The sequence below is a fragment of the Pseudomonas sp. WS 5010 genome, assembly GCF_012985565.1.
Classification (GTDB): domain Bacteria; phylum Pseudomonadota; class Gammaproteobacteria; order Pseudomonadales; family Pseudomonadaceae; genus Aquipseudomonas.
In genome coordinates this window covers 114,488-129,371 of the sequence record NZ_JAAQWQ010000005.1, presented here as the reverse complement: position 1 = coordinate 129,371, position 14,884 = coordinate 114,488, and the positions used below count along the sequence as shown (strand labels likewise).

The window sequence follows — 14,884 nt, the reverse complement described above, 5'->3', positions numbered from 1 at the left end:
GACGATGAGGATCATTCTGGGCTCATCGCCGGCAAGGGGGTGCGGGGTTATTGCTGCTGCACCAGGATCACCGGGCTCGGCGCCACAAATACCCTGGCATGCATCTGCTCGTGCCCGCCACCACGGCGCATGCCGCGCACCGGGCACGCATCGAGGTAATCCAGGCCCACCGCCAGTTTCAGATGCCGCTCCGGGCGGGCCAGTTGGTTGGTCACATCGAAGCTGTACCAGGCGTCATCCAGCCAGGCTTCGGCCCAGGCATGGCTGGCCAAGTGCTCGCTGTCCTCGCTATACAAATACCCCGACACATACCGCGTGGCGATCCCCAGGCTGCGCGCGCAGGCCAGGAATGCATGGGCGTGATCCTGGCAAACCCCGGCACGCCCGGCGAACGCCTCGGCCGCGCAGGTTTCCACTTGCGTGGCCCCCGGCACGTAGGCGATATGCTGGTTGAGAGCGTGCATCAGATCGATCAAGGCATTGCGATCCCGGCGTTTACCGCAGTGCTGCTGGGCAAAGGCGCGCAGGGCCTCGTCCGGCTCAGTCAGGCGCGTGCAACGCTGGAAAGGAAATGGCGACTGGCTGTCGTGCTCGGCCTCGCGCCACTCGTCAATGTCCACTTGGCCTCGGGCGCCGATGACGATCGATTCGTGGGGCTCATCCAGGGTCAGCACATGCAGGATATTGCCGAATGGGTCCAACTGGGCCCGCACCGGACGCGGCAGATCCAGCTGCCAACTGAGCACATGCTGACGCTCGCTGTCGTGAGGGGTCAGGCGCAGGTATTGGATGCTGGCACGCACCTGGTCTTCATAGCGGTAGGTAGTTTCGTGGCTGATGGAAAGTCTCATGCCGCCTCCAGGTAGGAATGATGAATAGCGTTACCCAACTGGCGTACCAGCGGGATGAAGTCGGTCAGCCAGGCGTGCAGGCCTTCTTCAAGGATTTCGTCAATGGCGGTAAAGCGCAGGCGCGCGTCCATTTCGGCGGCCAGGCGCTGGGCCGGGCGGCCGTTGATGCCAGGCAGACTGGCGAGGATCTGGTCGATTTCTTCGCTGCACGCGCGCAGGGAACGCGGCACATCGGCACGCAGCAGCAACAGTTCGGCCACCTGCCGGGCGCCGGGCGCATCACGATAGATCTCGGTGTAGGCCTCGAAGGACGACAAGGCCCGCAATAGCGCACTCCATTGGTAATAGGCGTGGGCGGTGCCATCAATCACCACGTCGGCCTGGTCGCCGGCCATCTCGTAGCGGGCGTCCAACAGGCGCAGGGTGTTGTCGGCCCTTTCGATAAAGGTACCCAGGCGAATAAAGCGAAAAGCGTCGTTGCGCATGATGGTGCCGTAGGTGGCGCCACGAAACAGGTGGGAACGTTCCTTGACCCATTCGCAGAAACGGCTCATGCCATAGCGGCTCAGGCCCTCCTGGGCGATGACGCGAATATCCAGCCAGGTGGCGTTGATGTTTTCCCACATGTCCGCAGTAATTCGCCCACGCACGGCATGGGCACTGGCGCGCGCGGCGCCCAGGCAACTGTAGATGCTCGCCGGGTTGGCGGCATCCAGGGCAAAGAAGTGCAACAAACGCTCGGCATGCAACTCGCCGTGACGCGCGTGATAGTCGTCCAGGGTGCCGGTGATCAGCAGGGGCATGGCCAGTTCGTGCAGGCCATCGCCGCGCCCATCCTGGGGCATCAGCGACAGCGAATAACTGACATCCAGCATGCGCGCGAGGTTTTCCGCGCGCTCCAGGTAGCGCGACATCCAATATAAATCCGAGGCAGTTCTGCTCAGCATGGTTTCATTCCTCGACCACCCAGGTGTCTTTAGTGCCGCCACCCTGGGATGAGTTGACCACCAACGAACCCTCCCGCAGCGCCACACGGGTCAGCCCGCCGGGCACCACACGGGTTTCCTTGCCGGACAGGACGAACGGCCGCAGGTCGATATGCCGGGGCGCTATACCGTTTTCGACAAAGGTCGGGCACGTCGACAGACACAGGGTCGGCTGGGCGATGTAGGCATGGGGCTTGGCCTTGATCCGCGCACGAAAGGCTTCGATCTCCGCAGCCGTGGCAGCCGGGCCGACCAACATGCCGTAGCCACCGGAGCCCTGGGTCTCCTTGACCACCAACTCCGGTAGGTTCGCCAGCACGTGAGACAGTTCGTCAGGCTTACGGCACTGGAACGTCGGAACATTCTTCAGGATCGGCTCTTCATCCAAGTAAAAACGGATCATGTCGGTGACGAAGGGATACACCGACTTGTCATCCGCCACCCCGGTGCCAATGGCATTGGCCAGCACCACATTGCCCGAGCGATAGGCGGCCAGCAGGCCGGGCACACCAAGCATCGATTCCGGGTTGAAGGCCAGCGGGTCGAGGTAGGCATCGTCGAGGCGCCGGTAGATCACGTCCACAGCCTTGGGCCCGTCGGTGGTGCGCATGAATACGCGGTCGTCGCGCACAAACAGGTCAGCGCCTTCCACCAACTCCACACCCATTTCCCGGGCGAGGAACGCGTGCTCGAAGAACGCGCTGTTGAAGCGCCCCGGCGTCAGCACCACCACGCTGGGGTTATCCAGTGGGCTGGAGCTTTTCAGGGTATCGAGCAGCAGGTTGGGGTAATGATCGATCGGCGCGATGCGCTGGGCGGCGAACAGTTCGGGGAACAGGCGCATCATCATCTTGCGGTCTTCGAGCATATAGCTCACGCCGCTGGGGGTGCGCAGGTTGTCTTCCAGCACGTAGTACGTGCCGTCGCCATCCCGTACGAGGTCGACACCCGAGACGTGGGAATAAATATCGCGGTGCAGGTCCAAGCCCTGCATCGCCAACTGGTATTGCTCATTGGCCAGCACTTGCTCGGCAGGAATGATCCCGGCCTTGATAATTCGTTGGTCGTGATAAAGGTCGGCAAGGAACAGGTTCAATGCCTTGACCCGTTGAATGCAGCCTCGTTCGACAATTCGCCATTCGCTGGCGGGAATGCTGCGCGGGATGGTATCGAAGGGGATCAGGCGCTCGGTGCCCTGCTCGTCGCCGTACAGGGTGAAGGTGATACCCGCGCGGTGGAACAGCAAATCGGCTTCACGCCGACGCTGGGCCAGCAGCTCGGCAGGGGTTTGATCCAGCCAGCGGGCAAACTCGCGATAGTGAGGGCGGACCTGGCCAGCCTCATCGTACATTTCATCGTAATAAGTGCGGATCATGCCGAACTCCTTGTCACCCGGACGCAACGGACTGTCGCAAGGCCCGTGCCAGCGGCATAAACACTTAAGTATCAATTAGTTGGATATAGCCAAAGGCAGCACCGCACCGTCCTGGTGCAACAACCGCCCGGGCCTTGCCACTCGCGCTTCAAAGCGACGCAGTCATTGCCTATCACCAGCATAGCCAGAGTTGATTTCACTGCCCGGGAAAGCTTGCGGATAATCACGCTCATCCGCTGAACAGGATTCGTCCTACAGCATCACCTCGTCACCGCCGGTAATTTGCTTGTGCAAGTACCGACCGGTTCCCCTTCTTTCCGGTCTTCCCTTTTAGCCACCCTGCTCGGGTGGCTTTTTTTTGTGGAGGAATTTTCGCAATAAGTTCCAAGTACTTTGCCGCGCCACAAACAAAATCGGCCGACCCGAGGGTCAGCCGATACGCTGCTTTATTGATCATGTGTCTACATGGGTAACCGACGAACCTCGTGCTTCACGCCCCATCCCTCGATAATCCCGCCCAAGGGCTCGACTACCGCCTCAAAGTCCTGCTCGAAATCACCAATACCGTCGTAGGTGGCGAACATGACTTTGCTCAATTCCAAGAACCAGGCACCGTCATCCCGTGCACTGACCTGGGCATTGATCGACTCCCCACGAAACCGACCCGCAGCCCGGCGCGCACGTTCCTCATCCGGGAAAATGGCGTAGAACTCAATGGGGTGGAAGCGCGAGAAGTCAAAGCCGCCCTCTTTCATGCGGCGTAACACGTGGGTGCTGATGTCTTCTTGATAGGCTGTGCTCATGAAACGTCCTCCTAAACCGATGGATAGACTTTCCGTGCTTCCCAGAGCCTGCGCGCGAACGGCGCAGGTTGACGGCAATGACATCGCCGCAGGAAAACAAGCATGTAGCTGACAAGACCAGACCTTAGCGATTCATTCGCTGATCTCCCTTGCAGAGTAGCGCGAAGCTATCACCTCCACCAGCAGCGCTTTAAAGACGTACAGGGAATATTCAGGCGGCGGGAGAAATGTCGAGGATCTGGATACTGTTCTGGTCCTTCAAGCTCTTGACCGTCGGTTCGGCGATCCGGCCATCCAGGTCATTGAGGTCCAGTTTGGCGGGGATGGGCAGCAATTTGGCGCGAATCATCTGCGCCGCATCTTCGAGGCTGGGCTTTTGCGCACAGGCGAACAGCTCTACCGATTGCACGCCGTGATCGTCAACGAAGGTAACTTGCCAGTTTTGCATCAGTGCCTCCTCGATAAAGCCCATGGATGGGCTTACACATATCTGGACCTTGAGGGCACGGTGATCGTTCCACTCAAGGCAGGAGGCATATGATCGGTTGGGCTTACGGCTTCTCGGCCGCTGCCTTGAGGGCTTTCAAGGTGTTGAAAGGCGCTTCAACCACAAACTTGTTGGCCAACCAGGAAGGCACGCTGCCACCTGGCTCGGTGTGAACCTGGTAGGTCACTTCGGTCTGGTCGGCGCCTTTGGGCACCAATTTCCAGAAGCCTTCGACCTGGGCCACGCGCACATAGCCTTTCTCTTCCGGCAGATAGGTCGGCACTTCCAGCAGTTTGCGGGTCACGCTGCCATCGGCGGCCTGGGTGGTGGTGATCTCCAGGATCGAGTCACGATCGGTCACCGGGAACGGGGCCTTGAACTGGGTGTAGGTCCAGCTCTTGTCACCTTCCTTCTTGAGCAGCTTCTGCGACTTGCATTCGTGAATCCACTTACAGGCGCCGACGACATCGTCCTGTAGGGCCTGGATCTTGGCCAATGGCGCCTTGATCACGGTAACGCCGCGATACGCCTTGTATTTGGAGCCGGCCACTTCACTCAAGGCAACCTTGATACCTTCCTCATCCTTGGCAACCTGCCACTCTTCTGCCTGTGCAGTAGCTGCAAACAACACCGTAAAACCGCACAACACAGCCATTCGTTTCAGCGAACCCATTGTTGTATTCCTTATTGTTGAAGTTCTGACATTAAAGCCCACTAAGCCGCCGTCATCTGCTCCCACCAGCCGATCAACCTGATCGCTTCTTCCTGGCTACTACCACAGACCTCAAGATCCGCCGCAAAGGCACCGCACACCGCGGGCCGCTCAGGCTGGCCAAACAGTTGGCACAGCTGTTCGACCGACAGATGCAGGCAGCGTTCGCCCGCGGGTTTGCCATTGGGCATACCGGGCAGCGGCGAACTGATGGAAGGGGCGATACAGCAGGCGCCACAGCCTTCACGGCATTTCATGACCAGCAGGTCCTCGACGACAAAGTGTTGATGGCCGGGCTAGAGTACGCCCTAAAACATCCGTTTTAAAATGGTCTAACAGAGGTTTTTCAAAGAAAACAAAAGTGACCGACCAGTCTGCGACAGAAGGTCAGTGGCTCAGGTCACTTTGGCGGGAAAGATTAATTCTTGAATTCAAAATCCAGGGCTGCGCCTTCTACATCGCGCCGCTCCTCATTGCGCATTTGCAACTGCATTTCGTTGCTCAGCAGGCGTCCGTTAATCTGGAATGCGCTGTTATCGACCGGTTTCTCGCCAAACATCGGCGGCAACAACGGCACGTTCTTGGGCTGCGGCATAGTGCCAAGGGGCTGCAGATGTCGGACCATTTCCTGGGGCAGGCTGAGGTCCAGTTTCGCCGGTGGTAGCTTGGTCTGGGCCACTTCACGGGCTGACTTGGACTTGCTGGCGATAGGTGCGCGCTTTTTTTCCTTGGCGGATTTTTTAACCGGGGCGGCTTTTTTCGCCTGGACTGTTTTTTTCGCCGGCGCCGGCTTTTGTTCGGCAGCTGCCAGCACAACTGGCGCACTGGCAGGCGCTGCCACTACAGAAGTGGCGTTGCACAGGCTCGCCAGACAGATCAACAGCGCGGCAGGAAAAATAGAGGTCATATCGCCAACAGCATTAACGGCAGAAGGCCATATGCTCGCTTGTTGAGCGCGGCATGACAAGCGCGGTGATTAGCCAGCTACCGTTCAGGCCCCGTTTTGGCGCTTCAAAAACCGCCCGCTGCCTCCTGGCACAACTGGTTGGCCAGCATCCCCAGGGTCATCAAGGCGCGCTCGGCTTCACGATTCCAGGGTGTGCCGCAATTGAGCCGAATACAGTGGTTGAACTGTTCCGTATTGCTGAAGATCAGCCCCGGCGCAATGCTGATGCCCTGTTGCAGGGCGCGCACGTGCAGCTCCTGGGTATTGACCCGACCCGGCAGGCTGACCCACAGGATAAAACCACCGGTCGGCCGGCTCATCTGCGTGCCCTCCGGGAAATACTGCTGCACCGCCAATTGGAAGGCGCTGAGGTTCTTGCGGTACTCCTGGCGAATGTAACGCAGGTGCCGGTCGTAGCCGCCATTCTCCAGGTACGCCGCCACGCCCATCTGCGTCACGCTGCACGCCGAATGCGTGCTGAACATCTGCAGGCGCTGGAGCTCTTGCTGGTACTTGCCGGCAATCATCCAGCCGATACGCACGCCGGGGGACAGGGTCTTGGAGAAGCTGGAGCAATAAATCACCCGGTCCAGGCGGTCATAGGCCTTGAGGGCCTTGGTGCGGCCCAGCTCGAACATCAATTCGCCGTAGATATCGTCTTCGACGATCTGGATATCGAAATCCGAGGCCAGGCGCAGCAACTGTTTCTGCCGTTCTTCCGGCATGGTGCCGCCCAGGGGATTGCTCAGGCGCGTGGTCAGCACCAGGGCCTTGATCGACCATTGGTTGGCCGCCAGTTGCAGGGCTTCCAGGCTCATGCCGGTGGCGGGGTCGCTGGGGATTTCGATGACCTTGAGGCCGAGCAGATCCGCCAGTTGCAACAGGCCGTAATAGGTGGGGGACTCAGCGGCGATCAGGTCGCCGGGACGGGTCAGCACCCGCAGGGACATCTGCAATGCGTCAACACACCCGTGGGTGATCACCACCTCGGACGGGTCGACCACCACGCCGGCATCGCGCATGCGGATCGCGACCTGGCGTCGCAGCGGCTCAAAGCCTGGGCTGAACATATAGCTGAACGCCCGCGGGCTCTGGAAGCGCGTGACCTTGGCCAGTTGCTGGTGCAGTGCGCGCACCGGCAGGTAGTCGACACTGGGCACGGCGGCGCCGAGCGGGAACACCCCTTCGCGCCGGGACTCGACCAATACCTGTTGAATGATACTGCTGCGGGTGACCAGGCCCGGGCGCTCGACCCGCGCGATATCCGGCGTTGGTGCGGTCAGGGCCGGGGTCTGGTGCACGTAATACCCGGACTGCGGGCGCGCGCGGATCAACCCCTGGTCCTCGAGATTGGCGTAGGCCTGCAACACCGTGGCATGACTGACATTGAGCTGGGAGCTCATCTTGCGCACCGAAGGCACGCGCTCACCCGGCTGATAGACACCGCGCCGGATATCCTCAGCCAATTGCTGGGCGATACGTTGGTAAAGCAAGAGATTGGTCATGACGCAGCACTCGATTTCACGGGTATTTTATTTTTGTGTGAAACATACCGGCACAGTTTAGAAGTGTACGGGGACAGTTGCCACAATAGTCGAGGATGGGCGCCAGTGATAGAAAAAACTGTATGGGTTGAGAAGGCAATTGCAGGCATGAAAAACCCGATCGAGGATCGGGTTGCGGGGCGAGACACACGGCATATTCCCTGGGGGAGCTGGCTTGCCAGCTCCCACAAGAACTGAGATTCAGCGCGCAGCGCCGAGCTGGCCCTTGTCGTCGGAAAAGACGATTTCCACACGTCGGTTCTGCGCACGCCCCCGTTCGGAAGCATTCACTTCCACCGGATACTGATCGCCATAACCTTCTACCTGGATGCGTTTGTCATCAATGCCCAGGTCAACCAGTACATCCGCCACGGCCTGCGCCCGGTCGCGGGACAGTTTGAGGTTTTCCTGCTCGCCGCCGGTACTGTCGGTGTAGCCCTCGATCCGCACTACCCGCTTGGGGTTCAGTTGCAGGAATTGCACGATCTTCAGCACTGTACGGTTAGCCGAGTTTTTCAGTTCGGCCTGGCCGGTATCGAACAACACGTCGCCCAGGGTCATCACCAGGCCGCGATCGGTCTGGGTGGTGGTCAGGCTGGCAATTTGCTCTTCGAGCCACTTGCCCTGTTGCTGCACGCTCAACAACTTGGCCTCGCGCAGCGCCAATTGCAGACGTTGGCGCTCCAGTTCGAGCTTGGCCGCACGCTCTTCGTTGAGCACCAACTCGGTATGCTCGCGGGCAATCGCGCTGTAGCGCTGGCTCAGGTAGGCGTAATGCACCACGTCGCCACCGCTGCCCCAGTAGCTGGACAGGCGATCGGCGCGGGCCAGGGATTCACCGGCGCGGATCACGTCCTTGGGCGCGATGCGCAGCACGTTGGAGTCTTCCTTGACCTTCTGGAAGTCGCTGCCAGCCTGCTGCAACGCGATATCGCTATTGGGGTGGCTGGCACAGCCGGCGAGCACCACGCTGCTCAACAGCAGCCCACATGTCAGACGGATCATTGGGCATCTCCCAGCTGTTTGCGCAGGCGGGTGATACGGGTCTCGAGGACATTCAACTGTTCCTGACTCTTTTGCGTCAGCACCCGCGCCTCCGCCAGGCGGGCATCCAGTTCGGCCTGTTCAGCCTGCATGCGGGCATCCTTGTAGGATTGGTCAGCCATGTCGGCCTTGGCCTGGGCCAGCTTCGTCTCGGCGAGTTTCAACTCGGGCACGTCGTCAGCCACGGCCCCCACGGCGGCGGCTTGCTCCAAGGCTTGCTGGGTCAGGCGCATTTGCTCATTCGGCGCAGGATCTGCGGCACAGCCCGCCAGCGTTACTACGGCGAGGGCGGCGAAAAGAGGTCGAATAGTCACTAAAAATCCCTACTTTGTTGGGGTACCGACGGGTTGCTGCAACTGCGTCTTCCAGCGTTCGATATTGCGCTGCAACGCGGCTTCCGTCAGACCGGACGCGGCCAATTCTGTCATCTTTTTGGCGAGCTGTCCGCGCAACCACGGATCATTGCAGGCCGAGTTGTGGGAAATCGCCAGGAACAGCCCCGGCTGGTCAATCGGCAGTTCCCGGGCCAGCAGGTCTTTGCTCATGCCCAGGGTCTGGGCCATGGCCATGCCGGAGTAACGTCCGGCCAGCACGTAGTCCACTTCGCCCAGCAGCAGTTTCTGCAAGGCCGGGGTCACGGTTGGCAGGCGTTCCAGGGTCAGGTGTTCGCTGGCAAAGGCTTCAAATTCAGGGGACAGGCGCGCCCGCTCCGAGACTGCGCCCTTGTGGCCATGCAGGTCGGCTGCGCTGGTATAGACCAGGGGCGAGTCAACGCGGGTCCACACCCGATAATCGGCCTGCATCAGCGCCGGGTGGATGTAGTCCAGGGTCTCCAGTTCGCTGACACTCAAAGGCGCATCGACCAACATGTCCATGCGCCCGCTGCGCACTTCTTCAAGGGCCAGGGAACGCTTGCCGCCGTATAGCAGGTCGATTTTCAGTCCCAGGTCCTTGGCCACTTGCTGCAACACATCGGCGTTGGCGCCGATCAGGTGGGTGGGGGCTTGCGGGTCGCGCCACAGATAGGGCGGCGCATCCGGGCTGCCGGTCACGACCAGGCGCTCGCATTTGCCGGCCGCGATAGACAAGGTCGGCAGCAGTGACAGGCCCAGCAGTACAGTCCAGCGGCGCAGTTCCATGGCGTGGTTTCCCGATCAAATAGTTGCGTGCAAAAAAAAGCCCGGTCATAAGACCGGGCTCTTTATAAGTGAAGCGGCTGGTTTAGACCAGCTTCTCCAACTCAGGTACAGCTTCGAACAAGTCCGCAACCAGGCCGTAATCAGCCACCTGGAAGATCGGTGCTTCTTCGTCCTTGTTGATCGCAACGATCACTTTGGAGTCTTTCATACCGGCCAAGTGCTGGATCGCGCCGGAGATACCGACCGCGATGTACAGCTGTGGCGCAACAATTTTGCCGGTCTGGCCGACCTGCATGTCGTTGGGTACAAAACCTGCATCGACGGCCGCGCGGGAGGCGCCGACCGCAGCGCCCAGCTTGTCGGCCAGGGCATACAGGTGCTTGAAGTTGTCACCGTTCTGCATGCCACGCCCGCCGGAAACGACGATCTTGGCAGCGGTCAGCTCAGGACGATCCGACTTGGCCAGCTCTTCGCCAACAAAGCTGGAAGTGCCAGCGTTGTGGACAGCAGCCACCGCTTCAACGGCAGCCGAACCACCTTCAGCTGCAACCGGGTCGAAACCGGTGGCGCGCACGGTGATCACTTTGATGGCGGCGGTCGATTGCACGGTGGCAATGGCGTTACCGGCGTAGATCGGGCGCTTGAAGGTGTCGGCGCTTTCGACCGAAACGATCTCGGAGATCTGGTCAACGTCCAACTGCGCAGCAACGCGCGGCAGGATGTTTTTGCCGTTAGAGGTAGCGGCAGCCAGGATGTGGCTGTAGCCAGCGCCCAGTTCTGCAACCAGTGGCGCAACGTTTTCCGGCAACTGATGCGCGTAGGCAGCGTTGTCGGCGGCCAGTACTTTGCTCACGCCAGCAATTTTCGCGGCGGCTTCAGCCACGGCACCCACGTTCTGGCCGGCGACCAGGACGTGGATATCACCACCGATTTTCGCAGCAGCGGCAACGGTGTTCAGGGTGGCCGGGGCCAGCACCTTGTTATCGTGTTCGGCGATTACGAGGATAGTCATGATCAGATCACCTTCGCTTCGTTTTTCAGTTTCTCGACCAGTTCAGCCACCGACTTGACCTTGATACCCGCGCTGCGTGCAGCTGGCGCTTCAACTTTGACGGTCTTGTTGGTGGAGGCGGTGGAAACGCCCAAAGCATCCGGAGTCAGCACTTCAAGCGGCTTCTTCTTGGCTTTCATGATGTTTGGCAGGGACGCATAACGCGGCTCGTTCAAACGCAGGTCGGTGGTGACGATGGCCGGCAGTTTCAGAGAAACGGTCTGCGCGCCGCCATCGATCTCACGGGTCACGGCAACGCTGTCGCCAGACACTTCGACTTTCGAGGCGAAGGTGCCCTGGCCGTAACCGGTCAGTGCAGCCAGCATCTGGCCAGTCTGGTTGTTGTCGCTGTCGATGGCTTGTTTGCCGAGGATCACCAGCTGCGGCTGTTCCTTGTCGACAACGGCCTTGAGCAGCTTGGCAACGGCCAGCGAGGTCAGGTCTTCAGCGGATTCGACGAGAACGGCGCGATCGGCACCCAGCGCCAGGGCGGTACGCAGCTGCTCTTGAGCAGTGGTCGGACCGATGGAAACGACGACGATTTCAGTCGCAACACCTTTTTCTTTCAGGCGTACGGCTTCTTCCACGGCGATTTCGCAGAAGGGGTTCATCGACATTTTGACGTTAGCCAGATCGACGCCGGAATTGTCCGCCTTGACGCGAACTTTCACGTTGTAATCGACAACGCGTTTGACAGCTACAAGAACCTTCATGGATTCCTCGTTACTCTCCGGTGAAAAGGAAGCCGCCCGGATAAACCTGGCGGTAGATGCTCAACGGCGCACAAGGGCACCTCTAAAAACGCAGGCCGTCATGACAGGTGACGTTGCACGTACTCAATAATAAAGACCGTTCGTCAGCGGTGACTGACAAGTCATTCATCGTCGCAACGTGTAAACTGCGCGCCAGCATTACGTGCGCGTCAACCTGTAAGAGCATTGCCTTGTCTTTGGACGTGGCCTTGAAACCGGCAGTCCGCCTACGAGAAGCGCAAAACCGACCGTATATTGACCGGAACACCTTTTCCGGTCAATACAGCAAAATGGTCAGATATAAGCCGCGTTGCTTTGATTTACCTAGCTCGCGGGCAATTCAAACAAACGTTTGTATTGGACGCTGAGAGTGGTGTAGATATAATGCGCCACCTAGAGAGAAAGGTGGGTCGTCCCCTGCCCCTTTGTAAGAAATTGGCGCAGAAGACGACAGATAAAACACCGAACCTCCACCCATTAGAAAAAAAACTGTTGAGCCTTGAGTAGGAGATAGCCTGTGGAACGCGAATACATGGAATTCGACGTGGTCATCGTCGGCGCAGGGCCGTCGGGCCTGTCTGCCGCCTGCCGACTGAAGCAGAAGGCCGCCGAAGCCGGTAAGGAAATCAGCGTCTGCGTGGTCGAAAAAGGCTCCGAAGTCGGTGCACATATCCTGTCCGGTGCCGTGTTTGAACCGCGCGCCCTGAATGAATTGTTCCCGGACTGGAAAGAACTGGGCGCCCCGCTCAACACCCCGGTGGTGCGCGACGACATCTATGTACTGCGCAGCAGCGACAGCTCCACCAAGGTTCCAGACTTCTTTGTGCCCAAGACCATGCACAACGAAGGCAACTACATCATCTCCCTGGGCAACTTGTGCCGCTGGCTGGCCCAGCAGGCAGAGAACCTGGGCGTGGAAATTTACCCGGGCTTCGCGGCCCAGGAAGTACTGTTCGACGAAAACGGCGTAGTGCGCGGGATCATCACCGGCGACCTCGGCGTCGACCGTGAAGGCCACCCAAAGGAAGGCCTGTACACCCCCGGCATGGAACTGCGCGGCAAATACACACTGTTCGCCGAAGGCTGCCGTGGGCACTTGGGCAAGCAACTGATCCAGCGCTTCAACCTGGACAGCGACGCCGACGTGCAGCACTACGGCATCGGTCTCAAGGAAATCTGGGAAATCGACCCGGCCAAGCATCAACCAGGCCTGGTGGTCCACACCGCCGGCTGGCCGCTGGACATCATGAGCAACGAGAACACCGGTGGCTCGTTCCTCTATCACCTGGAAAACAACCAGGTGGTGGTAGGCCTGATCGTCGACCTGTCCTACAGCAACACCTTCCTGTCGCCGTTCGATGAGTTCCAGCGCCTCAAGCATCACCCGGTGCTGGCCCAGTACCTGGAAGGCGGCAAGCGCATCAGCTACGGCGCGCGCGCCCTGGCCAAGGGCGGCATCAACTCGCTGCCGAAGATGGTATTCAAGGGCGGCGCCCTGATCGGTTGCGACCTGGGCACGATGAACGTGGCCAAGATCAAGGGCAGCCACACCGCGATGAAGTCCGGCATGCTCGCTGCAGATGCGGTGGCTGATCGCCTGTTCGCCGAGTCCGAAGGCGGCGATGAACTGACCGCCTACGTCGACAGCTTCAAAGCCAGCTGGCTCTACGAAGAACTGTTTGCCACCCGTAACTTCGGCCCGGCGATGCACAAGTTCGGCCCGATCATCGGTGCCGGCTTCAACTGGTTCGACCAGAACATCCTCGGCGGCAAAATGCCGTTCACCCTGCACGACACCAAGCCGGACTACGCTTGCCTCAAGCTGGCCAAGGACAGCCAGAAGATCGATTACCCCAAGCCCGACGGCAAGCTGAGCTTCGACAAGCTGAGCTCGGTGTTCCTCTCCAGCACCAACCATGAAGAAGAGCAGCCGTGCCACTTGAAGCTCAAGGACCCGAGCATCCCCATCGGCACCAACCTGCCGCTCTACGATGAGCCGGCGCAACGCTACTGCCCGGCTGGCGTGTACGAAGTGATCACCCAGGAAGACGGTGAGAAACGCTTCCAGATCAACGCCCAGAACTGCGTGCACTGCAAGACCTGCGACATCAAGGACCCTTCGCAGAACATCACGTGGGTTACGCCGGAAGGCGCGGGTGGGCCGACTTACCCGAATATGTAAGCCATCTGCTTGAACGTGAGGCTCTCCACTGGAGAGCCTTTTTTATGGCCGACACAAATCTAATGTGGGAGCGGGCTTGCTCGCTCCCACATTTGGATAGAGGTATCTCCGGGATTTATGCCGCTCGTTCTTCACCAGGGTTGCGCAGGAAATAGCGCTTATATTCCCGACTGAACTGCGACGTACTCTGATACCCCACGTTATGCGCCGCCTGCGCTACCCCCATGCCTTGTGCCAGCAACAACTGCTGGGCCTTGAGCAGGCGCAAGCGCTTGAGGTACTGCACCGGCGACAACAAGGTGCAGCGCTTGAAGTGTTCATGGAATGTCGACGCACTCATATGCGCATAACCGGCCAGGGTCTCGATGTTCAGCGGTTCGGCGTAATGGGCATGCAGGTGATTCAATGAGGTGGCAATCCGCGAGAACTGCCCCTGCTGTTCCACCAGCGCCCGCAGCACATCGGCCTGTGGCCCGCGCAAGGCGCTGAACAATAATTCCCGCACTCGTGCCGGCCCCATGATCCGGGCTTCCAGTGGATCGTGCAGACACTGCAACAGTCGCTCGACGCAACCACGCATCGCATCATCGAGCACCACCGAGCTCATCGACTCCAGGGTCTGCGCCGCCGGCGGCGGGCCGGCCTGCATGCCCATGGCCATCACCAATTCACCCAGCACCACCCGATCAATACCTACGGTAACGCCATACAGCGGGGCGTCGGCGGCCATGGCAAACGTCTCGCACTCGAACGGCACCGGCATCGCCTGGATCAGGTAATGCCCGGCGCCGTATTCCAGGGTACGCGGCCCCAGGTAGGCGAGCTTGCTGCCCTGGGCCACGAACATCAGGCTCGGCTCATAGATCTGCGGCCCGCGCGCCACGTCGCAACTGGCGCGCAGCACCTTCACGCCCGCCAGATGGGTCGGGGAGAAACCGTCGCAGGGCGTAAGCCCCTCAATCAAGGAAACCAGCGCAGCGTTGGCATCGAGATGGCGGGTCAACAACATGGC

Annotated in this window: 16 protein-coding genes; 1 reads left to right on the top strand and 15 read right to left on the bottom strand. The window is 59.9% G+C overall.

From position 1 onward, the window contains the following. Nucleotides 1–47: 47 nt before the first annotated feature. From HBO11_RS17410 to HBO11_RS17345, 14 genes are all read right to left on the bottom strand, one after another. Nucleotides 48–851 carry a transglutaminase family protein gene (locus HBO11_RS17410; RefSeq protein ID WP_169955241.1) on the bottom strand — a complete coding sequence of 268 codons (804 nt, stop codon included), beginning with the start codon at nucleotides 849–851 and terminating at the stop codon, nucleotides 48–50. Continuing rightward, nucleotides 848–1,798, bottom strand: coding sequence for an alpha-E domain-containing protein (locus HBO11_RS17405; protein ID WP_169955240.1), 951 nt, complete (start codon nucleotides 1,796–1,798; stop codon nucleotides 848–850). The genes HBO11_RS17410 and HBO11_RS17405 overlap by 4 nt, the downstream gene beginning before the upstream one ends. A gap of 4 nt (nucleotides 1,799–1,802) precedes the next feature. Continuing rightward, nucleotides 1,803–3,212, bottom strand: a complete 1,410-nt coding sequence (locus HBO11_RS17400; RefSeq protein WP_169955239.1) for a circularly permuted type 2 ATP-grasp protein — start codon at nucleotides 3,210–3,212, stop codon at nucleotides 1,803–1,805. Between the two features lie 461 nt (nucleotides 3,213–3,673). Beyond that, nucleotides 3,674–4,015, bottom strand: coding sequence for a ribonuclease E inhibitor RraB (locus HBO11_RS17395; protein WP_169955238.1), 342 nt, complete (start codon nucleotides 4,013–4,015; stop codon nucleotides 3,674–3,676). Nucleotides 4,016–4,226: 211 nt separating this feature from the next. Beyond that, the gene (locus tag HBO11_RS17390) at nucleotides 4,227–4,463 is read right to left on the bottom strand and encodes a hypothetical protein (RefSeq protein ID WP_262377002.1); all 237 of its coding nucleotides are present in this window, start codon (nucleotides 4,461–4,463) and stop codon (nucleotides 4,227–4,229) included. A gap of 103 nt (nucleotides 4,464–4,566) precedes the next feature. After that, nucleotides 4,567–5,175, bottom strand: coding sequence for an START domain-containing protein (locus tag HBO11_RS17385; protein WP_169955236.1), 609 nt, complete (start codon nucleotides 5,173–5,175; stop codon nucleotides 4,567–4,569). Between the two features lie 41 nt (nucleotides 5,176–5,216). Further along, nucleotides 5,217–5,471 carry a YkgJ family cysteine cluster protein gene (locus tag HBO11_RS17380; RefSeq protein ID WP_076961156.1) on the bottom strand — a complete coding sequence of 85 codons (255 nt, stop codon included), beginning with the start codon at nucleotides 5,469–5,471 and terminating at the stop codon, nucleotides 5,217–5,219. 161 nt (nucleotides 5,472–5,632) lie between these two features. Further along, nucleotides 5,633–6,121: a translation initiation factor 2 gene (locus HBO11_RS17375; protein WP_169955235.1), complete on the bottom strand. Its 489-nt coding sequence runs from the start codon at nucleotides 6,119–6,121 to the stop codon at nucleotides 5,633–5,635. A gap of 104 nt (nucleotides 6,122–6,225) precedes the next feature. Further along, on the bottom strand, nucleotides 6,226–7,665 hold the full coding sequence (locus HBO11_RS17370; RefSeq protein ID WP_169955234.1) for a PLP-dependent aminotransferase family protein: 1,440 nt from the start codon (nucleotides 7,663–7,665) through the stop codon (nucleotides 6,226–6,228). Nucleotides 7,666–7,905: 240 nt separating this feature from the next. Then, nucleotides 7,906–8,709 carry an OmpA family protein gene (locus HBO11_RS17365; protein ID WP_169955233.1) on the bottom strand — a complete coding sequence of 268 codons (804 nt, stop codon included), beginning with the start codon at nucleotides 8,707–8,709 and terminating at the stop codon, nucleotides 7,906–7,908. Continuing rightward, nucleotides 8,706–9,062, bottom strand: coding sequence for a DUF4398 domain-containing protein (locus HBO11_RS17360; RefSeq protein ID WP_169955232.1), 357 nt, complete (start codon nucleotides 9,060–9,062; stop codon nucleotides 8,706–8,708). Before HBO11_RS17360 ends, HBO11_RS17365 begins: the two co-directional genes overlap by 4 nt. A gap of 9 nt (nucleotides 9,063–9,071) precedes the next feature. Continuing rightward, complete coding sequence (locus HBO11_RS17355) at nucleotides 9,072–9,887, bottom strand: transporter substrate-binding domain-containing protein (protein WP_169955231.1); 816 nt, start codon at nucleotides 9,885–9,887, stop codon at nucleotides 9,072–9,074. Nucleotides 9,888–9,969: 82 nt separating this feature from the next. Next, a complete protein-coding gene (locus HBO11_RS17350; protein WP_169955230.1) occupies nucleotides 9,970–10,899 on the bottom strand; it encodes an FAD-binding protein in 930 nt (309 codons plus the stop codon). Nucleotides 10,900–10,901: 2 nt separating this feature from the next. Then, a complete protein-coding gene (locus tag HBO11_RS17345) occupies nucleotides 10,902–11,651 on the bottom strand; it encodes an electron transfer flavoprotein subunit beta/FixA family protein (RefSeq protein WP_169955229.1) in 750 nt (249 codons plus the stop codon). 556 nt (nucleotides 11,652–12,207) lie between these two features. Between HBO11_RS17345 and HBO11_RS17340 the strand changes: the two genes are divergently transcribed. After that, the gene (locus HBO11_RS17340; RefSeq protein ID WP_169955228.1) at nucleotides 12,208–13,872 is read left to right on the top strand and encodes an electron transfer flavoprotein-ubiquinone oxidoreductase; all 1,665 of its coding nucleotides are present in this window, start codon (nucleotides 12,208–12,210) and stop codon (nucleotides 13,870–13,872) included. Nucleotides 13,873–13,987: 115 nt separating this feature from the next. On the opposite strand, the gene HBO11_RS17335 is transcribed toward HBO11_RS17340, so the two are convergent. Continuing rightward, complete coding sequence (locus HBO11_RS17335; RefSeq protein WP_169955227.1) at nucleotides 13,988–14,881, bottom strand: AraC family transcriptional regulator; 894 nt, start codon at nucleotides 14,879–14,881, stop codon at nucleotides 13,988–13,990. Between the last annotated feature and the right edge of the window lie 3 nt (nucleotides 14,882–14,884).